Source organism: Shewanella sp. SG44-2 (genome assembly GCF_014164215.1).
Taxonomy (GTDB): domain Bacteria; phylum Pseudomonadota; class Gammaproteobacteria; order Enterobacterales; family Shewanellaceae; genus Shewanella; species Shewanella frigidimarina.
Genome location: NZ_JACJEU010000016.1, coordinates 41,979 through 64,665, shown reverse-complemented (window position 1 = coordinate 64,665; position 22,687 = coordinate 41,979). Strand labels below are relative to the sequence as shown.

The following is a 22,687-nucleotide window of genomic DNA, read 5'->3' as shown; positions in this document are numbered from 1 at the left end:
GCGTTAAAACGAATGTATTTAGAGTCTGCTATATCACTCTTGCCACGGATGTTACCAAGGGGTTTACATCATAATAGCAGGTTTATGGTAAGCCGATACAATGCAGGTAGCGGAACTAAATACTAGATGATAACCGTTTATTATCCAGAGTTGAGCTTACATACAGTCAACGACATTTATACCATAATGGATTATCCAGATTATGAACAATAAAGTGACATATATCATCGGTGGAATTTTCACTGCCTATTTACTGTTTGTTGCCGTGGTGATTTTTGTTTATGAACCACAGCCAGAAGACAGAGCTTGGGATGATCGCCAGGCGTTCAATTTACAAAAAATGAGCGAAGTCAGCTTTGGTCAAAGCCTTGATGAGATCCGAACATTATTAGGCAGTGCAGATTTTGTCGAAGCCAAAACCGGCATAGATGGACAATATCAAGTGATGTATTACCGTACCCACCATATAAAATCAGACGGTGAAACCACTAAAGAAGAGTGCACGCCATTGTTATTCAGAGATAATCTGCTAATTTCATGGGGACAAGACACTGAAGATCAATATTTTGCTGTGCCAATAACCCATCAAGATCCGCAATAACTCGTTCTATATCTGTGGTATCAATAACAAAAAACGCCCTATTTGTATCAGCATAGGGCGTTTTTTTGTTCATTTAGATAAACATTGATAGCTGTTTAATCTACTTTTTTATATTCCTGATAAGCTTCACCCTGGCGAAGCCAATTAGGGGTTTGCTCACCTTTCAAGTAATGATCGAAGTACTGCTTCATCTTAATGGTATAATCAAGTTTATTGGGATACTTTTTCAAATGATGTGGCTCATCTTCATATTGTAAAAATACCACATCCTTGCCTGCACGACGCATTGCTAGATACAACTCAATCCCCTGCTCCCAAGGCACTGCATCATCTTTATCACCAAACATAATCATCATGGGTGTTTGGATGCGATCAACATAAAAAATAGGCGAGTTTTCAATGTACCTTTGTGGTGCTTTGAACAAACTCTCACCCATTCGACTTTGACCGGTTTCATATTGAAATTGTCTTGCTAACCCTGAACCATGGCGAATACCACTGTAAGCACTGGTCATATTCGACACCGGAGCACCAGTAACAACCGCTTTAAAGATATTGGTTTGGGTTACCGCATAAGCACTCTGATAGCCGCCCCAAGAATGCCCTTGAATACCAACAGCATCAGGATCGGCAACTCCCATCGCTATCAATTTTTGTACGCCAGCGGTCAAGGCTTTAACTGAGGAAATCCCCGGATAACCAATCTCAAAACGAATATCAGGTAAGAAAATCGCATATCCATTATCTGCATACCAAGCAAAGTTAGGTCGATGATTGAGTTTCATATCAGGAAACGCATGCAACCTATCACTCATAAAACGATAGAAATACACTAAGGTTGGATACTGTTTACCGGCTTGGTAATTTGTTGGCTTAATGAGGACTCCATCCATGTTAACGCCGTCACCATCTCGCCAATGTACTAGCTCCGCATTGCCCCATTTAAAGGGTTTACGCTGCTTATCCAGTTGGGTCACCTGTTGGGCGTTCTGTGGTGAGGTATTAGCTGCAATATACAAATCAGGATACAAACCATAGCGCTGTTTCGAAAACACCACTGTCGAGGCTTTATTCGCTCTGGCAAGCAACGTTAATTTACTGTTGCTTTCGGTTAAGCGCTTCACACCCGCTATGCCAATTTGAGCGCTAAAAAATCCGTCTGCTTTTGATAGATGACTATAACCCTGCAATAGTACAATTTCAGCATCACTCACTACCGCGGGTAACAATTCATCCTTCACTAAGCCAACTAGCCTGAATTGAGTTTTCTGCTTTCGCCCCTCGCCATTGGTTAGCATAAACCCTTGGTTAGATGTGGTACTAAACTGCCATACATCATATTTATCATAAACGGTTATCGCACTATCATCGGCTAACCAAGGGCCAAAACCGTAACCGGGTGCAGCACTGGGATAGTCATGATCTTCATCAGCAAAAGGTGTCGTAATATTAGCAGTCAAATTAACTCGACGTTGAGATGCAATATCTAACAGAAACACGTTACCTTGCTGATAATAAGCCAGAAACTTAGCATTCGGTGACAGTGTAGGCATTGCATCACTGGGTTGCTGAGTTAACACAGGAATTTTATTACCGTTGTTTACATCAACCAAATACACATCACGATAAAAGCCTGCCCAGGTGATCATTTTTTGATATGGCACATCAGAACTGGCCAATAAAAAACGTGCTTGTTCACCGTAAGTGACATCTGGCACCATTTTATCGGCTAACTGGACTAACTTATTTGAATCTAAGTGTAAAACGGCTAAATAAGTGCGCTTTAATTCTTGCTCATATTCTTTGACTTCTTGAGGCTTAATTTTGGCATCATCTCCATGCCAAATACGTAACTGCTTTTTTGCCGTGATAATATTTGGATTAAAGACATCATTGGCATTTTGATAATCAGCTAATTCAGCTTGCTGTGCGACTTTGGGGACTCGACCAACATACAAACGTTGGCCGTCTTTTGAAAACTGTAAGCTTGAGTACTGGTTATATGTCCAACCTTCAGACTGAGCAAATTGCTGTTGTTTATTCTGCTCTACATCAATAAGCAACATATCATGCTCACGGCCATAGCGTGTCGAATTCGCGGCACCTTTCGTCACGGCAACGTATTGACCATCATCGCGGATCGCTAATGCTTCAATATGTTCATCGCTACTACCATAAAGCTGACGCTGTTTTTGGTCATCCAATGTCACCAATACAACTTGATGTAGTTGATTTTCACCTTGATTGACGACTGCAACAAAATGCTTCCCAGTTTTATCAAAAGCGAATTGTGTCACATCAGATACCTGCGAGTGTTGATTGGTAGCCAAATTAATTAACCGAATATCAGCACCTTTATCAGCCTCCTCAATTTCAGCATGAGTCTCATCTTCAGACTTAGCCATTTTTTTAGCGGCAATAGATTCGGGGCTAATAGATTCAGAAGCTTTAGACTCTGAAGCAATGGATTCAACAGCCATAGATTCCGATAATTCAGATTTCTCATTCGTAGACTCAGGCTTGTTAATTTTAAATTTTAAAACTAAAAAATGACCATTGTCGCTAAATAGGGCAGATTCAACATTCTCAAACGTCTGTTGCTTACCACTTTGAGTATTCAGTAAGACCACTTCATGGGGTAAATCGGCTTTCTTCTTGGTTTCTCGCTCAAATAAGTTCGCTTCAATGGTCGCCAACACAAATTTGCCATCAGCACTGACATTCACATCGGTGCCATTGGCAATTTCATACTGTTTACTGTTATCACTAAAACGGATTAATGCACGACTATCGCCTCTATCAGGAGTAGCCTGTACCGCAATCACTTTACCATTATCAGAAATAACCGGCTGTTGTAAGGTTTCAAAATGCATAATGTCATCAAGGGACAGTGCACGTTGTGGAGCCGCATGGGCATTAAATGACAGACAGACTGCCAATGGAATTAAATTGAATAATTTCACAGTTTTCCTCTAATGGTAACGTTAATTGATTATTGTTATAGATCACCGTAATAGATCATCGTGTTGGATTATCTCAATATTGACTAGCTAACGTTAAGCCAACCAGCAAAAGACATGACATGCGACCAAAGTCGTCTTTATAAAAAATGCTTACAGAATAAGCTAATGCTGCCAATAAAACATTGAACCGCAGATAAATCTTCAGCATTAAGGTACTTTACAAGTAAACGATTTGTAATAAAGGTTCATAGTAAAACAATCAAATTAGAATTGACTTAAAAATAACGGAAATAATGTGATAATACTCACTATTTTCTGTAAATAAACATTAAAAGTCGTTAAAATACGCCGCAGAAAAACGACGCTTTTTATCGTCACCTAGCCGTGCCATATATGCGGTCTATCAATTGCAGTAACCACAACCGTGGAAGGACTATTCATGTCAAAACGTACAATAACCGTGATCCCAGGTGATGGGATTGGCCCAAGCATTATCGATTCAGCATTGAAAATCCTCGACAAAGCAGGATGTAACTTTGAATATGAATTTGCAGATGCAGGGTTAACGGCGTTAGAAAAGCACGGTGAATTAGTACCACAACGTACATTAGACCTTATCGAGAAAAACCGCATTACGCTTAAAGGACCTTTAACCACACCTGTCGGTGAAGGTTTTACCTCTATTAATGTAAGCTTACGTAAAAAGTTCAGTCTTTATGCTAACGTGCGCCCGGTGATTTCATTTAAAGGAACCCAAGCGCGTTATGAGAACATTGATATCATTACCGTGCGTGAAAACACTGAAGGTATGTACTCAGGCTTAGGTCAAAAAATCTCTGACGATGGTCAAACAGCCGAAGCGACCAGTATTATTACTCGTCAAGGTGCAGAGCAAATCACCACATTTGCTTACGAACTTGCTCGTAAAGAAAATCGTAAAAAAGTGACTATCGTTCATAAAGCTAACATCATGAAATCAACTTCAGGTTTATTCTTGAAAGTGGCACGTGAAGTGAGTCTGCGTTACCCAGACATCACCACCGAAGAAATGATTGTTGATGCCACTTGTATGAAACTGGTTATGAATCCTGAAAACTTTGATGTTATCGTGACCACTAACCTATTTGGCGACATTTTGTCTGACTTATGTGCCGGTCTTGTAGGCGGTTTAGGCATGGCTCCAGGTGCAAACATCGGTCGCGATGCTGCTATATTTGAAGCGGTACACGGCAGTGCACCAGATATCGCAGGTAAAAACTTAGCTAACCCAACCTCGGTAATTTTAGCGTCGATTCAAATGCTAGAATACCTAGGTATGTCTGATAAAGCTGAGATGATCCGTAGCGCAGTATCGGCTGTGATTGAAGAAGGCGACCGTACGACTCGCGATTTAGGCGGCACTCACGGCACTACCGACTTCACTCAAGCAGTACTCGAGCGTCTAGGATAATTGTTAATGGTTACGTTAATAGTTACGTTAATGACTGAGTTATCTGTCATTAACTAAAAAGCCCCTTATGCAATGTTGCATAAGGGGCTTTTTGTTAGCGGCGCAATAGTATTTTTATGCGTAGCTCACACCCTTTTCAGGGAATATCCATAAATGCACGGTCACTTCATCGCGGTCATGATAAAGGTGCTTACACTGCATTTTAAAATCAATTTCATTTTCAGTTAAAATGGCACCAATGGTTTCTAAAATCACGCTAACTTCTTTATAGCGGCTTTTCATGGGTAACTTAAGATTAAAAATAGCTTCTTTAAACCAACCATTAATCGCCCATGCTTCCATTAATTCAGCAACTCGGGCTGGCTTTTCAACCATATCACACACTAACCAATACACATTTTTACGCGGTGGCTCAAAACGAAAACCATCTGCACGGTAATGCTTAACTTGGCCTGTTTCCATCAATTTTGGATCCATTGGACCGTTATCAACGGCAGCAACCATCATCCCGCGGCGAACTAATTGGTAAGTCCAACCACCAGGACAAGCGCCTAAATCAACAGCATTTAACCCACTACGACAACGTGTTTCTTGTTCTTCTTTAGTTAAAAAAGCTCCAAAAGCTTCGTCTAGCTTAAGGCTTGAACGACTAGGCGCATCTGCAGCCATTCTTAACCGAGGAATACCCATAAAGTGTGGCGAACTATTGTGGCTTAACGAATAACCCGCATACGCTTTGCCAGGCCCGATAAAACACACATGAATAATTGGACGGCGGTCACTCTCAGCGTTAAGCAATGCGCCGCTCTTTTTTAAACCTTGACGTAACGGCACTGTCAATTTGCGACAAAATGCAGATAATTCTTTTGCTTCATTGGTGTCAGGCGTTTCAACGCGTAGCTCACCACATTTTGACAGTGCGGCCAATGAAGCCACAATAGGCCCTACTCGATCTTGTTCAGGCAAATCACTCAACAACTCACCAGCGGCAAACATCTGACGCGCAAAAACTAATGAACTAAGCGCCAATTCCTTAACTAACGTATCGGCACCATTATCGTCAAAACATTGATAGATCACATAGGCATCGTTGATGTTGGTTTTAACAAAACCACCCACATTTAATTCAGTTGCCCGTTGTTGAATTTCTGCCGCACAGTCTTTTTCATAGCCTGAGCGACAAAATAGGAATAGGTTTTTCATTTGGAGCCTTAGCGTAAGGATATTCGCATAATAGCGAGACAATAATCTCGCTATTATACTCAAAAATGCTCAAGGTGGGAGAATTTAGCTAAGGCATTATTCTGCTGATTTTGCATGCCAAATCGCCGCAGCAAATAACAACCACCCCACTAAGAAGCATAACCCGCCCATAGGCGTAATTGGGCCAATCCATTTAGCCCCCGTAAAGGCATAAAGGTATAGCGAACCAGAAAACAATATTATCCCGGCAATAAAGCTATAAGCAGCCCAGTTGATCAACTTAGATGGGATCCAATGAGCAGAAAAAGCCAACGCAATCAATCCGAAGGTATGATAAAACTGATAATCGACCCCGAGTTTAAAAATACTCACTAATTCCGGTGGTGCGATAGTTTTAAGCCCATGAGCAGCAAAAGCACCCAGTGCTACAGCCATAAAACCACTTAATGTGGCAAACAATAATAGACCTTTATTCATTTTACTTAACCTCATACAACATAAATCGACAATGCATCATACTATTGAAGTAAGCTGATTTTCGTGACTTAAACCATCACCGTTAGTATTCATGTAGTGTTAATATTGATGCTAGGGTTGATCAAGCTATCAGCAAAGTAGACGCCGCATATGCGTAAAACATAGCGTTACAGCATTAACCTAATCGGGTAATAAACTGACTAATATTCTCGATGGCATGATCAAGATTGCCCTCAAGGGTATAACCAGAAGATTTTCGCGGTTGCAAACTATGGTCACCATCACCAATCCAACAGATTTCAGCATGTTCACCCAAAGCCCAATTGGGTACTTGTTGAAGATCGCCAAATTTATCTCGCTCACCTTGAACAATCAGCATCGGAATTGAATTGTGCTGAATAGGCGCAAGTCGTGGTTCTCCACCTTTGAGAGGAATAAAAGGGTAGCCCAAACACACAATGGCACTAATTCTATTGGCTACATCTTTAACAAGAGGTTGTTGTAATTGATGGTCTGAGCTGGTCAATATTGCCGACATACGGCCACCCATTGACTTACCCATTAAGATTATCCGCTGACAATTGATAAGCCCAAGAGCCATTTTTTGTTGAATATCTAGCAGCACCTGTTCATAGTGCGCAAGTAATTTAGGTGCTCGATCAGGCGGACGACGTTTACCATCTTGCATATTGGCTTGCATATACAAGAAATTAAATCGGTACACTTGATAGCCTTGAGCGATTAACTTATCGGTCATCGAGGTCATATATTGATGATGCATATTCGCACCAGCACCATGAGCAAAAACAATCAAGGTGTCACTTTTAGAACCTTGCAAAAGAAAATCATCAGCTAACACTGGCGTATTATCCGGTAAGCAACTCACTACGCGACTCCTCTGCAAACATATCAACCATCCACTCTCTAAAAGCTGAAATTTTACCTATTTCAGAATGATTTTGCTGACACACTAAATAATAAGCATCTTTGCTCACCAGCACCTCAGAAAACGGGCACACTAAGCGCCCTGCTTTGATATCAGGTCTTGCTAGTACGCTATATCCTAATGCCACACCTTGGCCATGCGCAGCAGCTTGCAGCACTAATGAAGAATGGCTAAATATCGGTCCTTGATTGACATTGATGTCAGTGACGCCACATTGCCTAAACCATGCCTGCCAATCTTGACGGCTGGAATCATGTAATAGGGTATGGAGCTTTAAATCGCTAGGCTGAATTAATGGCTTAGGGCCATTGAGTAATAATGGTGAGCATACTGGAATCAGCACTTCATTACGCAGTTTATCAGCACGTAATCCAGGCCAGTTACCTTGACCGTAATAAATCGCCACATCGACATCATCGGTTAACGAACTGGCATCACTGTCTACCGCTTTAATACGCACATCAATATCAGGATTTTTTTCGCTAAATTTAGCTAAACGAGGCACTAACCATTGAATAGCAAAACTCGGAGACATACTCACCGTTAACGATCCGACCGCGCTTCGGGCAAGCAGACGATTAGTAGCCTCGCCGAGCTCAATAAAAATGTCTTTAATGTCCAGAAAATAGCTTTGCCCTTCTTCTGTTAACAATAATGATCTGTTTTTACGCCTAAACAGTTTTAGCCCTAAAAAATCTTCTAATGCTTTAATTTGATGACTCACTGCAGCCTGAGTGACAAACAACTCTTCTGCGGCGCGGGTAAAGCTCAAATGTCGTGCTGCAGCTTCAAATGCTTTAACTGCATTCAAAGGAGGTAATCGTCTAGACATAGTGATCAATCTCTCGTTTTTTAATTAGTTTTTCTAATGATTATCGTTATTTTTTGTCGTTTGTAAAGAACACTGTGTTTGGTTAAATTAGCATCATTGAAAATACAGTTGGACAATCTCTACGATGTTACTGGGATAGTCCGGCAAATGTGACTTATTAGCCTGGAGGCTCACCCCCAATGTTCAACCTAAACACTATTTTTGCAGTCGCGTTAACATCCATAACGGGTTTATCTTCTGCTCAAGCGACTGAACTAGAACCTATCGATATGATCGATTTACATGCTGAATTATCGCAAAGCATTGAAGCGATGCAAATTGATATCAATTATGATGTTAACAGCATTTTAGTTGCTGACAATGATGAACAACAAAAAACTTCAGAAGCGGTTCAAGCTAATTAGAGCCAGTTCATCTTAAGCACGTTACTGAGACAATAAAAAACCGCATTAAATGCGGTTTTTTATTGTCTGTGATTCGTCGCACTCGAAGCGTATTACTGCTCCAGCTCACCGCTTCAACCAACACGAAAGAGGATAAGTCACCCAAATAGCTCCAAGTCACAACACCGTAAAGACGGTGTCGTTTCGAAGACTTAAGGACGATACACTTTAACGTTAGTATAGCCTTGCTCTACAAGGTATAAGGCTTGCAGCTTACTCATCACACCACGGTCACAATACAATAAATACGTTTTAGACTTATCTAAATCGGCAAATTGGGTCGCTAACTTAAAGAATGGAATCGCTTTAACCATTACATTATCAATTAATAATGGGCTACGTTCTTCTTCTTCAGGAGCACGAACATCAATGATTATTTCACCTGAAGCTACGTCTTTAACCGTTTCAGTTTCGGTCACTTGTTGGTTCATTTCAGCTTCAATATCACGAATATCCATTACCACTGCAGATGCTACTACACGGTCGATTAAATCTTCAGAGAATTTCAGCTCTTCTGCTTCAACCTTAGATAATACCGCTTTAACTGTAGGTTTTTGTGAAATCACACCACAATACTCGGGAATAGACTTCGCAAAATCTTCAGTGCCAATAATACGGCTCTGATTAATAATATCTTGTTTATCCATTGCGATAAGCGGGCGTAAAATCAATAAATCGGTACTGCGATCAATAACATTTAGGTTAGTCAGTGTTTGGCTTGATACTTGACCTAAGCTCTCACCTGTTACTAACGCTTGAATACCGTATTTGTCAGCAATACGTGTCGCTGCACGCATCATTACACGTTTAAGTACCACACCCATTTGACCGTTATCAATACGCTCTAAAATCTCTTCAACCACGGGCTCGAATGGCACTGACACAAAACGTACTTTGTGAGACTCACCGTACTTTTTCCACAGGTGATACGCGACTTGCTTAACGCCAATTTCGTGCTGAGCGCCACCTAAATTAAAGAAACAGTAATGGGTACGAGCGCCTTTCTTAATAAACTGAAAACTCGACACACCAGAATCGAAACCACCCGAAATAAGTGACAACACATCTTCTTGTGTCGCCATAGGAAAACCGCCCAAACCTTGAATGCGACGTTCAACCATGTAAAGCTTATCTTGATTGATTTCAAGATTAACGGTTACGTCAGGGTCTTTAAGTTTTACCCCTAGCGCCTCAGTGTGTTGATTTAATCCACCACCGACATAACGCTCAACATCAATTGAATTAAAGTCGTGATTACCAGAACGTTTTACGCGGACACAAAAAGTTTTACCGGCAATTTCATCACGGTATTTAGGCAAAGCTTGCTGATAAATATGATCGATCGAATCAAAACTGTACTCACTCACTTGCACCACATGAGCAATACCTGGAATACAAGCTAGTCGCTCTGCAAAAACGTCACACAATTCAGGTTTATCGCTCGGTACTTGCACGATGATACGATCGTATAAACGTTGTACTTTTGCACCTTCATCCACATTTTTAAGCACATTACGTATATTAGTTTCAAGCATTTTGGTAAAGCGCATTCTTACCGACTTGCTCTTCATCATAATTTCAGGGTACAGCTTTACAATAAACTTCATGGGGCGTCCACAGGTATAACCATCACAATAAAACTACACTCGGTGTTACTCGGTAAAGAGATAGTAATACATTGATAATAAATAAAAAAACAGCAAAGCTCTGTCTACTCGGTTAGCTTAAGCCATCAAGCGCAGAGTAAAGCGTATGCAATAATTTGCGGATTATACCAAAGGATGCCTATTAACCAAACATATTCACTTTGTTTATCTGTGATTCGTCATAGGTCGAGACATAGTTGATAGTGTTCGGCTTGTGAATATCGATAGCTAAAAGCCATTTTATGACTAAAAACCATATTGCTAGAACAAAAAAAACGCAACCTCGTTAATCTACAGAGATTGCGCTTAACATTTGATGGCAAACTATTTAGTCACTATTATTTCATTCGACTCTTTAGCTTTACCTTGCTCGATGGAGATTTCAACACGACGGTTTCGAGCTTGATTTTCATTGGAATCATTGGCGACTAATGGTCGGTTAGATGCCTCTCCAACTACTTTCATCCTGGATTCATCAAAACCAGAGACTCTTCTTAACTCATGAGCCACAGCAACAGCTCGTTGAGTTGATAATTCCCAGTTTGAACTGTAAAGCTCATTATTGATATCTGCACCATCAGTGTGACCTGACACAGTAATAATGCCGGGGACATCTTTTAATAACTCACCAATAGAGCGCACAATCGGTTTGAACTTAGGTTGTAAAAAACCTGATCCAGAAGCAAACGAGCCTTTCTCACGAATACGAATAATAATTTGTTGGCCTAAAGATTCAATTTCAATGGCACCATCAACAATTTCTTCATTGAGTTTTTCAGCCATTTTTTTAACTTGATCATTAATGTTTTCTTGCGAAGAGGCTGCGTCTTTTTTAACAGCTTCAGCTTCTTGTTGCGCTGTTGCGGCTGCATTGCCACCACGTTGCTCACCGCTTTGCTTTTGAGTACCACCAGCACTGTCTTCTTCACCCGCCTGATATTCTATCGTCGGCTGAGTCATTTCATTGGTTTGTTGATTAATGATCTCAATGGGCGTGGGATCGGGGCGACCAGGGCGGAATTCAAGCGCAATAACAGACGTCCCCTTAGGAATGTCTTTCACTTCAACTTTATTTTGCACCCCGAATGCATACTTCATAGAGCCAGCAATTTGTTTAAACTTCATCACGTCCATTTCAGAGAACGCTAGCAACAACACGAAGAAACACATCAGCAACGACATTAAGTCTGCAAATGTGGCCAGCCACATAGGGGCGCCAGCGGGTGGACAATCACACTTGGCCTTAGCCATGAGTTACTCTCCGTCCGTTGTATCAATTTTTCGCAGACTTTCAGCCAAATAATTCTTCAAAAATCCTTCAATAACTCGTGGGTTCTGCCCATCTTGAATCGCTAAAACCGCATCCATAATTAAATTACGATTAAGCAATTCTTCGTTCATTCGTAATGATAATTTATCCGCCATCGGGATGGCGATCATGTTGGCAATCACCGCACCATAGAGAGTTGTTAACAATGCAACTGCCATTGAAGGGCCAATGGATTTGGGGTCGTCCATGTTAGATAGCATCGCCACTAAACCAACCAAAGTACCAATCATGCCCATTGCAGGTGCCACATCGCCCATGGCTTTAAAAATACCCACCCCGGTTTTGTGACGTTCTTCAGTTAATGCAATGTCTTTTTCTAATGCGTTGCGCACCACATCACCGTCATGGCCATCAACTAACATATCAACGGCTTTTTGCATAAAGGTGTTGGTAATAACCGCTTCTTCTAATGCTAAAAAACCGCCCTTACGGGCAGCATCAGCCATGGTGACAGCTTGTTCTATCAAGTCTTCAGGCTTATCTAATTTAAACATGAAGGCTTTCATACCAATCTTTATTGAACCTAAAAATTGCTTTAGGTTAAATTTCATCATCACCACAAATAAAGAGCCTGCCACAACAATCAAAATTGACGGTACATCGATAAATAATCCGATACCACCACTGGTGATCATTGCACCAATAATAAATGCAAAAGCACCGATAATACCTATTAGGGTAGCTAAATCCACAACCTCTCCTCAATCGCAGTCATTACGCTGCGTATTTGTGCTACTTCCACCGTGCTGTTAGCGCACGTTATACGACCCGAATAATCCGTCAGCATTTTGTGTTGATAACAATGCCCATCGTTATGTATTACAGCAAAAGTTTCAATACTATTTTTCGCTAGTAATGTTAAATCATGACTTGTTATCGGACAAACTTGGCTCAAGTTTAGCTTGTTTTTGTACATTCTAAACAAAATTCAATAACAAAGCGTGCTGTTGAGCAAATAACCAGCGACTGTATTTGACCGATACGCTGGGCTGATATACCTTGTCACACGCTGAATGAAAGGAATATAACTCGTGGCTAAAAAACCTGAAAATCTCAGTTTTGAACAATCATTAACTGAACTTGAAACCATTGTTGCTCATTTGGAGCAAGGTGAAGTGTCGCTGGATGATGCACTTAAACAGTTTGAGCGCGGCATTAAGTTAGTTCGTCAAAGCCAAGCCAAACTTGAGCAAGCACAGCAAAAAGTCTCTATCTTATTAAATGAAGATGATGCCGAATTAGCGTCGTTCACTGTAGAAAGTGAATAATCGTCAACATAGTGTGTATTGAATAATAGGTATTGATACGTGTTAGCTGAAGCAATAACAACATACCAAAATCGCGTTAATGGAATTCTTAACCAACATTTAACGCTGCTTGATGACGCTGCACCAGATTTAAAAGCAGCGATGCTGCATGGCGCGCTATTGGGCGGGAAACGCATAAGACCATTTTTGGTCTACAGTGTAGGTGACATGTTAGGTGTTAACATCAATGCACTTGATAAAGCCGCTGCTGCCATTGAGTGTATTCATGCCTATTCGTTAATACACGATGACTTACCGGCAATGGATAACGATGCTCTTCGTCGTGGCCAACCTACTGTGCATATTGCATTTGACGAAGCCACCGCTATTTTAGCCGGTGATGCATTGCAAACATTGGCTTTTGAAATTATCACAGCCCCTTGTAATGACTTACATCCGAAGCAACAACTGGCGATGGTCAGAGTACTCGCGAAAGCATCAGGCTATCAAGGTATGTGTGGTGGGCAAGCGATTGATTTGAGTGCAACAGATCACAGTATAAATTTAGACCGATTAACCGAATTACATAATAAAAAAACCGGAGCGTTAATCAGTTGTGCGGTTGAGCTTGCCTTAATTGCTGCTGACGTACCCGATGAGCATTACAAATTAATGATGAAATATGCCCATACGCTTGGGCTAGCTTTTCAAGTGCAAGATGATATTTTAGATATTACCGCTAGCACCGAAGAGCTAGGCAAACCACAAGGCAGCGATCAGCAATCGAATAAAAGCACTTTCCCGAAACTATTAGGTCTCGATGGTGCCAAAGCCTGTGCAGAACAACTAATACAAGATGCACTATCAGCGCTGACTAAATTACCATACAATAGCCAGTTAATTGCAGACTTCGCCCACTACATTATTGAGCGAAGATTATAATAAAGAGTCAGACAATCTCGCTATGAGCTTCGATATTTCTAAATTTCCAGTACTAGCGAAAGCTAATACACCAGAAGAATTAAGGAAGTTACCTCAAGGTTTACTTCCGCAAGTGTCTGATGAACTCAGACAATTCTTACTTCAGTCTGTTGCTATTTCTAGCGGACATTTTGCTTCTGGCCTAGGCACAGTTGAATTAACTGTGGCACTTCATTATGTCTACAATACCCCATTTGATCAGTTAGTTTGGGATGTAGGGCATCAAGCTTATCCACATAAAATCCTTACCGATCGTCGTGAACAGATGCACACCATTCGACAAAAGAATGGCTTACATCCTTTCCCATGGCGTGAAGAAAGCCCATACGATACGTTTAGCGTGGGTCACTCTGGTACCTCTGTTAGTGCCGCATTAGGCATGGCGATTGCGGCAGGCAAAGAAGGTGTTGGTCGAAAAGTGGTTGCTGTAATTGGTGATGGTGCCATGACCGGGGGAATGGTATTTGAAGCCCTCAATCATGCTGGCGACTTGCACAATGATATGCTCGTGGTATTGAATGACAATGAAATGTCGATTTCTGAAAATGTTGGCGCGCTTAATAATCATTTAGCACAATTAATGTCAGGCCGTTTTTATACCACCATTCGAGAAAACAGTAAAAAGGTCCTTAAAGGAATGCCAGTCATTAAAGAAATGGCTAAGCGTACTGAAGAACACCTTAAAGGCATGGTTGTGCCTGCAACGCTATTTGAAGAGCTAGGGTTTAATTATATTGGCCCAATAGATGGCCACGATGTTGACTCGCTCGTTGAAACAATGCGAAATATGCGCAACCTCAAGGGCCCACAGATACTGCATATCATGACCAAAAAAGGTCGTGGTTACGAACCTGCTGAAAAAGATCCTATCGGTTGGCACGCGGTGCCTAAGTTTGATCCCAGCCAGTTTAAGAAACCGACAACTAAACCAGGTTTGCCTACGTTTTCACAAGTATTTGGTAAATGGTTATGCGACATGGCCGCAACAGACGACAAGTTAGTCGCTATTACGCCCGCTATGCGTGAAGGCTCAGGTATGGTTGAATTTTCACAACGATTCCCAAGCCAATATTTTGATGCTGCCATTGCCGAACAGCATGCAGTCACATTAGCAGCTGGTTTTGCCTGTGCAGGACTAAAGCCTGTAGTCGCTATTTATTCGACTTTTTTACAGCGCGGATACGATCAACTTATCCATGATGTGGCTTTACAACGTTTACCAGTATTATTCGCCATTGACCGTGGTGGCATTGTTGGTGCAGATGGCCCAACTCATCAAGGTGCATTCGATTTAAGCTTTATGCGCTGTATTCCGAATATGATTATTATGGCACCATCAGATGAAAATGAATGTCGCCAAATGCTCTATACCGGTTATTGCTATCAAGATGGGCCGACTGCAGTACGTTACCCTCGAGGTTTTGCTACAGGGGCGGAACAAATTGACACCATGACGATGATACCCATTGGTAAAGGGGTGTTAACCCGTCAAGGTCAAAAAATTGCTATTGTTAACTTTGGTACCACACTAGAGGCTGCTACCGATGCAGCTGAAAAACTGGATGCAACCATTGCCGATATGCGCTTTGTTAAGCCACTAGATTTAGGCTTGCTTGAACAACTTGCCAATAGCCATGATGTCATCGTTACCGTTGAAGAAAACGCGATTATGGGAGGTGCAGGCTCAGGAGTGATTGAAGCATTACACAAAATGCGGATTGTGAAACCTGTGTTACAGATTGGTTTACCTGATGAGTTTATTAAACACGGTGCACCTGATGAAATCACCGCAGAGTTGCAACTTGATGCCCAGGGTATTTTGGCGCAAATCCAAGCCTTTATGGCTTAATATTTAGCTATTCCTACTGGCAGATGATCAAAAAAGGACTGAAAATTCAGTCCTTTTTTGTGGCTAACATTCTAGTTATCATAGTGTCGGTAACTAGATGAATAGCACTATGTCGAATAGCACGACAATGCTATTTGCTACAGCGCTAGAGTCAATTGAGATTAACGTTATCGTTAAGCTTCAATATCCACACTGCCACCGCCTTGAGATACCATCACCATCGCTGGACGCAGTAAGCGGTCATTCAATAAATAACCTTTCTGCATTACCATCATCACAGTGTTCGCAGGATACTCAGCACTTGGCTGCATGCCAATAGCTTGATGATGTTCAGGGTTAAATGCTTGGCCTAGTGGATCAACTTGAGTTACACCAAACTTTGCCACCGAGGTTAAAAAGCCTTTCATGGTCAGTTCGACACCCTCATAAATCGCTTTAGTCGCTTCATCTTCAGGGTTAGTCCCCTGTAAGGCGCGTTCCATATTATCGATTACAGGTAATAATTCGTTAGCAAACTTTTCCAAGGCAAACTTACGTGCTTGTTCGACATCTTTTGCCGCGCGAGTACGAATGTTCTGTGTTTCTGCCGCTGCGCGCATTTCAACATCTTTACGCTCAGCTAACGCAGTTTCAGACTCAGCCAATAGTTGCTCTAGTTCTTCAATTCGAAAATTTGCTTGGGTTAATTCATCCATCAAACTTGCCTCATCAACTACGATTTCAGGAGTTACCGCTTCTTCCACTTGATCTTGCGATGTGTTGTTCGATTCGTTGCTCATTTTCACTCCAGCTAAAAAATGCGTTATTTCGTATTCTACGACAATAAATAAAGTGGCTATTTGCTGATAATTTAACAGCAAATCTCACACTTTTAATAAGTTTGAGTATATTATGGGGATCAATTCTTATGTTTCAAGGCCTAAAGGCATAACAAACTCGAATATGACTAAAATGTTCCAGACTATCGGTCTCATCGGTAAACCACATCATCAAGGGACTAACCTCACGTTAACTCGTTTGCATCATTGGTTAAGCATGCAGGGCTTTAAGGTGATCGTTGAAGGACGTGTCTCTGCAGAGCTAGGAGCGGATGTGTGTTCAATGGACCTACTTGAAATGGGTGAGCATTGTGACTTAGCCATCGTAGTGGGTGGTGATGGCAATATGCTAGGAGCAGCCCGAGTATTGGCTCGTTTCAATGTTGCAGTGATTGGTGTAAACCGGGGTAACTTAGGCTTTTTAACCGATTTACCTCCCGATAACTTCGAAGAGGCCTTGTCTAAAGTTCTCAGCGGTGAATTTGAAACTGAGCATCGTTTTTTATTGGAGGCTGAAGTTCACCGCCACGGTAAAATTACTGCCAGTAATACCGCCGTCAATGAAGCAGTACTTCACCCTGGAAAAATTGCTCATATGATCCAGTTTGAGGTTTATATAGACGAACAGTTTATGTATAGCCAACGCGCTGATGGCATGATCGTGTCCACGCCGACAGGTTCAACAGCTTATTCTTTGTCCGCTGGCGGTTCAATATTAACCCCTAATCTGCAAGCACTTATTTTAGTGCCCATGTTTCCTCATACCTTGTCTTGCAGACCCATTGTAGTCGATGCCTGTAGCACCATTAAATTAGTGGTATCACCTGAAAATGGCGAAAACCTTGAAGTCAGCTGTGATGGTCATGTCCATTTAGCCGTATTACCCGGTGATGAAATTTTTATTCGCCGTTCAAATGAACGCCTAAGACTCATCCATCCAAAAGGTCATAATTATTTTCACGTATTACGTAACAAATTAGGTTGGGGAAGTAAACTTTTCTAACAGTTTGAGCTCGGTCACAACCCTATCACTTTTCTAGTGAGCCCCTTCACATTACCAAATGCTAATTAATTATATTGTAAGCCAATCGATAACTCGCTTGGTTTTACTTTATATGAACTGCCACATCCCTAAAAAACGTGACCTCAAACACGCACTAAAAACCTCGCATCAGACTCGCTTCACAGTTCTATCGGCTAATGCACTTTCTCGTGTGTTAGATGATCTCGATCAACACTTTTAACACTTAAATAACGTCTATTACGCCCTAGTTAGCCAAATGCTAACAAATAATAACAATTTAGTACCCACTTATAGTGATACGAGGTATGCATGACAATATTACAAATACTAGCAAGCTTAACCCCCATTATTAGCGTAATGGTATTCTTAGTGCTTATGCGCTTACCAGCGTCTAAAGCAATGCCCATATCCATGGTCGCTACAGGCCTTGTAGCAATGTTTATTTGGCAAATGGATACGCAACTTCTTGCGGCATCTGTCGTTGAAGGTCTTCTCGCTGCGTTAACGCCGCTGACCATTATTTTTGGCGCGGTATTTTTGTTAAATACCCTTAAATATTCTGGCGCCATGGACACGATTCGTTCTGGCTTTACCAACATCAGTGCAGATGCACGTGTTCAGGTGATTATTATTTGCTGGTTGTTTGGCTCGTTTATTGAAGGTTCTGCAGGCTTCGGTACTCCAGCAGCCATCGGCGCACCGCTACTAGTATTATTAGGTATCCCACCCATTGCTGCTGCCGTAGTGGCCTTGATTGCTGATTCAACATCAGTGTCATTTGGTGCAATTGGTTTACCAGTGCTATTTGGGATGGAACAAGGCTTAACGGAAGGCGGCGTAAACATGGCAGCAGCTCAAATTGCTGAACATGGTGGCACCTTCGCAGGTTACGCACAGTACATTGCTAAACACATGATCACCATAGATTTAATGACAGGTACATTAATTCCGTTAGTGATGGTTTGCGTATTAACAGGCTTTTTTGGTCGCAACAAATCAATTAAAGAAGGTTTACAAGTTTGGAAATTTGCAATATTTGCCGGTTTTGCCTTTACCATACCAGCATGGTTAATTAACTACTTTGCAGGTCCTGAGTTTCCATCGGTTATTGGCGCACTTGTCGGTATGGCGTTAGTTATCCCTGTCGCGAGAAAAGGCTGGTTACTGCCATCAACACCTTGGTGTGACTTTACCGAAAACGACAATAAATCAGATGAAGAATTAGCGATTAACCAAACACCGGTTAAATTTTCACAAATTGCCGCTTGGTCTCCATACATCATTATGGCGTCGCTATTAGTCTTATCTCGTGTCGTTGCTCCATTTAAAAGCTGGTTACTCGGCTTTAACATCAGCTGGACAGGTTTATTAGGCACAGAGCTTAAAGCTGGCTTTGCTACATTATATGCACCGGGGATCTTCTTTGTTGTTGTATGTTTATTCGGTTTTATCTTATTTAAAATGAAACCAACTGCGATGAAGCAATCAATAACCGTTTCTTGTCGCTCAATGTTACCAACAATCATTTCACTAGGTGCATCAGTACCTATGGTGAAAATATTCCTAAATTCAGGAGAAAATGGTGCAGGTCTAGCTTCAATGCCTGTTGCATTAGCAGACCTATTGGCCAATAGCATGGGTTCAGTTTGGGCTTGGGTTTCACCTATTGTCGGTATTTTTGGTGCATTCCTATCGGGTTCTGCGACATTCTCAAACATGATGTTCTCAGGCTTGCAGTATTCAGTTGCAGATAATATCGGCATGAATCACGCCATCGCGTTAGCATTGCAAGGCATTGGAGCCAATGCGGGCAACATGATGTGTGTAATGAACGTCGTTGCTGCGGCTACTGTGGTAGGTATGGCTGGTCGTGAATCTGAAATTATTCGTAAAACAATGCCTATCGCACTGGGTTATGCCCTAGTTGCAGGCACTATTGCTGTTATCTGGGGGGGATTCTAATTAACGCTAAAGTTACTTATATTCTAACGATAACAATACAACAGCAGGCACAAAATGCCTGCCGTTCATTCGAGTGTAAAGAGAGCATGTTATGACTATTAATTATCAAGTAGTGATGGATACGTTAACGTCACAGCTCGGCAGTCACGCCGTATCTAATGATCCAGTGCGTCGTTTTGCTTGGTCAACTGATGCCAGTTACTTTCGTATCGTACCTGAAATTGTGGTACACGCAGATACTCCAGAACAAGTTAAAATAACCCTTAATATCGCCAGAGCACATAATGTGCCCGTAACCTTTCGTGCTGCCGGTACCAGTTTATCGGGCCAAGCAATTGGTGATGGCATTTTACTTATTTTGGGTCATGATGGTTTTAGAAACATTGAAATTAGTGAAGATAGAAATTCAATCACTCTAGGTGCTGCGGTCATTGGTTCAGATGCCAACATGGCATTAAAACCTTACAATAAAAAAATTGGTCCCGATCCTGCCACACTAGCCTCTGCGCAAATTGCCGGTATGGTGGCAAATAATGCCTCTGGAATGTGTTGTGGTACCGCACAGAACAGTTATCAAACCATTAAATCAGTTAAATTAATGCTTGCCGATGGTACTGAACTTGACACAGGTTGCCCGCATTCAAAAGCGGCGTTTAGCAAGTCGCATCCATTGTTGCTAACTGCGTTAACCGATTTGGCACAACTGACACAGAATAACCCAACACTATCAGCTCGGATCCATAAAAAGTTCTCAATTAAAAACACCACGGGTTACAGCATTAATGCATTAGTGGATTTTAGCGATCCATTTGACATCATTAATCACTTAATTGTGGGTTCAGAAGGCACACTTGCGTTTGTCAATGAAGTTACTTACCACACGGTTGAAGAAGCGCAATTTAAAGCTTCTGCTATGGCGGTGTTCTTCAATATGGAAGATGCCGCAAGCGCAATACCACCGATTAAAGGTGATAGTGTAGCCGCAGCAGAACTACTTGATTGGGCATCGATTAAGTCGGTTACCGGTAAAACAGGCATGCCTAAATGGTTAAGCGATCTACCAGAAGGTTCAGCTATTTTATTAATTGAGTGTCGTGCTAATGATCCAGAAACATTAGTGCAATATACGCAAGATGTAATCACAAAAATCGCTCACATTGACACTGAACGCCCAACAGAATTCAGTAATGATCCAGCAGTATTTGGCCAATATTGGGCTATGCGCTCTGGTTTGTTCCCAATTATTGGCGGCGCAAGACCTAAAGGTACATCGGTTATTATTGAAGATGTTGCATTTGAATTACAGCATTTAGCCAGTGCAGCAGCAGACTTAACCGCATTATTCCATAAACACGGTTACCCTGAAGGGGTCATTTATGGTCATGCTTTAGCGGGTAACTTCCACTTTATTATTACGCCAACATTTGCCTCTCAAGATGACATCAATCGTTTCCAAGACTTCATGCAAGATGTCGCTGAAATGGTGATCAATAAGTACGATGGTTCTATGAAAGCAGAACATGGTACTGGTCGAGCGGTAGCCCCCTTTGTCGAAATGGAATGGGGCACTGACGCTTATACGTTAATGAAGCAAATCAAACAGATTTTCGACCCAAGTAAATTGTTAAATCCTGGGGTAATCCTCAATGATGACACGCTAGTACATGTAAAAAACATCAAACCTTGTCCAGTGGTAGATGACTTTGTCGACAAATGTATTGAATGTGGATTTTGTGAGAAAACTTGTCCTACATCGGCGCTAAATTTCTCTCCTCGTCAACGTATTGCGGTACTACGAGAAATTGAACGCTTAGAACAATCAGGTGATAAAAAAGCGGCAGCAGAAATGCGTGCTAGCTCTAAATACGATGTTATTGATACCTGTGCAGCATGTCAGTTGTGTACTATTGCTTGCCCTGTTGATAACAGCATGGGGCAGTTAGTGCGCAAATTACGTACACCTTACATCACCACTACAGAACAAAAAGTACTCGACTTCCAGGCCAAGCATTTTGGTGCAGTAAACCAAGTGATCAGCACAGGTTTTGACATCTTAGGTATTTTGCACAAAGTGACTGGCGATGGCATTACCAACTCGTTGATGAAAGCCGGTCGTTTAATTACGAAAGAAGTGCCTTATTGGAATCCAGACTTCCCTAAAGGTGGCAAAGTGGCTAAGCCATCAGCCCACAAACCGGGTCAGCAAACGGTTTTATACTTCCCTGCTTGTGGTGGCAGAACCTTTGGCCCAACACCAAAAGATCCTGACAACCGCACTCTGCCAGAAGTGGTTATCACTTTACTTGAACGTGCTGGCTACAATGTAATTATTCCAGAGAATACCCGTCATTTATGTTGTGGACAGATGTGGGAATCAAAAGGTGATTTTAAAAACGCTGATGCTAAGCGTGATGAACTGATTGAAGCACTCAGTAAATTGTCTGAAAATGGCAAAGTACCTGTGGTGGTTGATGCACTATCTTGTACTTATCGCACATTAACGGGTAATCCTAAGGTCAAAATAACTGACTTAGTCGAGTTTATGCACGACGAATTGTTACCTAATATGGCTATCACCAAGAAATCGAACGTCACCTTACACCAAGGCTGTAGTGCCCGTAAGATGAAATTAGAACCTAAGCAACAAGCCATTGCTGATGCATGTGCTAATCATGTAGTGTTGCCAGCAGGCATTAGTTGTTGTGGTTATGCGGGTGAGAAAGGACTTTATAAACCTGAAATTAATGCCAGCGCACTGCGTAACATTAAGAAACTCATCCCAGCAGAAACGAAAGAAGGTTACTACGCTAACAGAATGTGTGAAGTAGGCTTAACCCAACACAGTGGTATTTCTTATCGCCATTTAGCTTATTTACTAGAAGAATGTACTCGTTAAACTAACGGACAATCACAGT

The 22,687-nt window shown here is 41.6% G+C and carries 18 protein-coding genes; 9 read left to right on the top strand and 9 right to left on the bottom strand.

What is annotated here, in order from left to right; translation table 11 throughout:
- The first annotated feature begins 202 nt into the window (after positions 1 to 202).
- Entirely contained in the window at positions 203 to 601 is a 399-nt protein-coding gene (locus H5181_RS13085) for a DUF3192 domain-containing protein (RefSeq protein WP_182751236.1), read from the top strand.
- 95 nt (positions 602 to 696) lie between these two features.
- On the opposite strand, the gene H5181_RS13080 is transcribed toward H5181_RS13085, so the two are convergent.
- Positions 697 to 3,564, bottom strand: coding sequence for a prolyl oligopeptidase family serine peptidase (locus H5181_RS13080; RefSeq protein ID WP_182751235.1), 2,868 nt, complete (start codon positions 3,562 to 3,564; stop codon positions 697 to 699).
- Positions 3,565 to 4,003: 439 nt separating this feature from the next.
- On the opposite strand from H5181_RS13080, the gene H5181_RS13075 reads away from it, so the two are divergent.
- Positions 4,004 to 5,014, top strand: coding sequence for an isocitrate dehydrogenase (locus tag H5181_RS13075; protein ID WP_182751234.1), 1,011 nt, complete (start codon positions 4,004 to 4,006; stop codon positions 5,012 to 5,014).
- A 114-nt stretch (positions 5,015 to 5,128) separates the two neighbouring features.
- Here H5181_RS13075 and rlmM read toward each other — a convergent pair whose 3' ends face one another.
- The 4 genes from rlmM to H5181_RS13055 all read right to left on the bottom strand — a co-directional run bounded on the left by rlmM (position 5,129) and on the right by H5181_RS13055 (position 8,472).
- On the bottom strand, positions 5,129 to 6,217 hold the full coding sequence (gene rlmM / locus H5181_RS13070) for a 23S rRNA (cytidine(2498)-2'-O)-methyltransferase RlmM (protein ID WP_011638229.1): 1,089 nt from the start codon (positions 6,215 to 6,217) through the stop codon (positions 5,129 to 5,131).
- Positions 6,218 to 6,313: 96 nt separating this feature from the next.
- A complete protein-coding gene (locus H5181_RS13065) occupies positions 6,314 to 6,694 on the bottom strand; it encodes a DUF423 domain-containing protein (RefSeq protein ID WP_011638230.1) in 381 nt (126 codons plus the stop codon).
- 175 nt (positions 6,695 to 6,869) lie between these two features.
- Positions 6,870 to 7,580 (bottom strand): alpha/beta family hydrolase, encoded by a 711-nt coding sequence (locus H5181_RS13060; protein ID WP_182751233.1) that lies wholly within the window; start codon positions 7,578 to 7,580, stop codon positions 6,870 to 6,872.
- The gene (locus H5181_RS13055) at positions 7,561 to 8,472 is read right to left on the bottom strand and encodes a transcriptional regulator GcvA (protein WP_011638232.1); all 912 of its coding nucleotides are present in this window, start codon (positions 8,470 to 8,472) and stop codon (positions 7,561 to 7,563) included. The genes H5181_RS13060 and H5181_RS13055 overlap by 20 nt, the downstream gene beginning before the upstream one ends.
- A 179-nt stretch (positions 8,473 to 8,651) precedes the next feature.
- Here H5181_RS13055 and H5181_RS13050 point away from each other — a divergent pair, with 179 nt between their 5' ends.
- Positions 8,652 to 8,876, top strand: coding sequence for a hypothetical protein (locus H5181_RS13050; RefSeq protein WP_182751232.1), 225 nt, complete (start codon positions 8,652 to 8,654; stop codon positions 8,874 to 8,876).
- A gap of 191 nt (positions 8,877 to 9,067) precedes the next feature.
- On the opposite strand, the gene thiI is transcribed toward H5181_RS13050, so the two are convergent.
- The 3 genes from thiI to pomA all read right to left on the bottom strand — a co-directional run bounded on the left by thiI (position 9,068) and on the right by pomA (position 12,583).
- On the bottom strand, positions 9,068 to 10,522 hold the full coding sequence (gene thiI, locus H5181_RS13045; protein ID WP_059744317.1) for a tRNA uracil 4-sulfurtransferase ThiI: 1,455 nt from the start codon (positions 10,520 to 10,522) through the stop codon (positions 9,068 to 9,070).
- A gap of 363 nt (positions 10,523 to 10,885) precedes the next feature.
- Entirely contained in the window at positions 10,886 to 11,812 is a 927-nt protein-coding gene (locus tag H5181_RS13040) for a flagellar motor protein MotB (protein ID WP_182751231.1), read from the bottom strand.
- A 3-nt stretch (positions 11,813 to 11,815) separates the two neighbouring features.
- Entirely contained in the window at positions 11,816 to 12,583 is a 768-nt protein-coding gene (pomA, locus tag H5181_RS13035; protein WP_123881577.1) for a flagellar motor protein PomA, read from the bottom strand.
- Positions 12,584 to 12,922: 339 nt separating this feature from the next.
- Between pomA and xseB the strand changes: the two genes are divergently transcribed.
- From xseB to dxs, 3 genes are read left to right on the top strand one after another with little or no spacing between them, the layout of a single operon-like run.
- On the top strand, positions 12,923 to 13,159 hold the full coding sequence (xseB, locus tag H5181_RS13030) for an exodeoxyribonuclease VII small subunit (RefSeq protein ID WP_011638237.1): 237 nt from the start codon (positions 12,923 to 12,925) through the stop codon (positions 13,157 to 13,159).
- A gap of 39 nt (positions 13,160 to 13,198) precedes the next feature.
- The gene (ispA, locus tag H5181_RS13025; protein WP_011638238.1) at positions 13,199 to 14,080 is read left to right on the top strand and encodes a (2E,6E)-farnesyl diphosphate synthase; all 882 of its coding nucleotides are present in this window, start codon (positions 13,199 to 13,201) and stop codon (positions 14,078 to 14,080) included.
- A gap of 22 nt (positions 14,081 to 14,102) precedes the next feature.
- Positions 14,103 to 15,968, top strand: coding sequence for a 1-deoxy-D-xylulose-5-phosphate synthase (gene dxs / locus H5181_RS13020; RefSeq protein WP_011638239.1), 1,866 nt, complete (start codon positions 14,103 to 14,105; stop codon positions 15,966 to 15,968).
- A 173-nt stretch (positions 15,969 to 16,141) separates the two neighbouring features.
- On the opposite strand, the gene grpE is transcribed toward dxs, so the two are convergent.
- Complete coding sequence (gene grpE / locus H5181_RS13015; protein ID WP_182751230.1) at positions 16,142 to 16,747, bottom strand: nucleotide exchange factor GrpE; 606 nt, start codon at positions 16,745 to 16,747, stop codon at positions 16,142 to 16,144.
- A 163-nt stretch (positions 16,748 to 16,910) separates the two neighbouring features.
- Between grpE and nadK the strand changes: the two genes are divergently transcribed.
- From nadK to H5181_RS13000, 3 genes are all read left to right on the top strand, one after another.
- Entirely contained in the window at positions 16,911 to 17,789 is an 879-nt protein-coding gene (gene nadK, locus H5181_RS13010) for an NAD(+) kinase (protein ID WP_041413134.1), read from the top strand.
- Positions 17,790 to 18,119: 330 nt separating this feature from the next.
- Entirely contained in the window at positions 18,120 to 19,772 is a 1,653-nt protein-coding gene (locus tag H5181_RS13005; protein WP_182751229.1) for an L-lactate permease, read from the top strand.
- Positions 19,773 to 19,863: 91 nt separating this feature from the next.
- Positions 19,864 to 22,668 (top strand): FAD-binding and (Fe-S)-binding domain-containing protein, encoded by a 2,805-nt coding sequence (locus tag H5181_RS13000; protein ID WP_123776283.1) that lies wholly within the window; start codon positions 19,864 to 19,866, stop codon positions 22,666 to 22,668.
- Positions 22,669 to 22,687 lie beyond the last annotated feature (19 nt).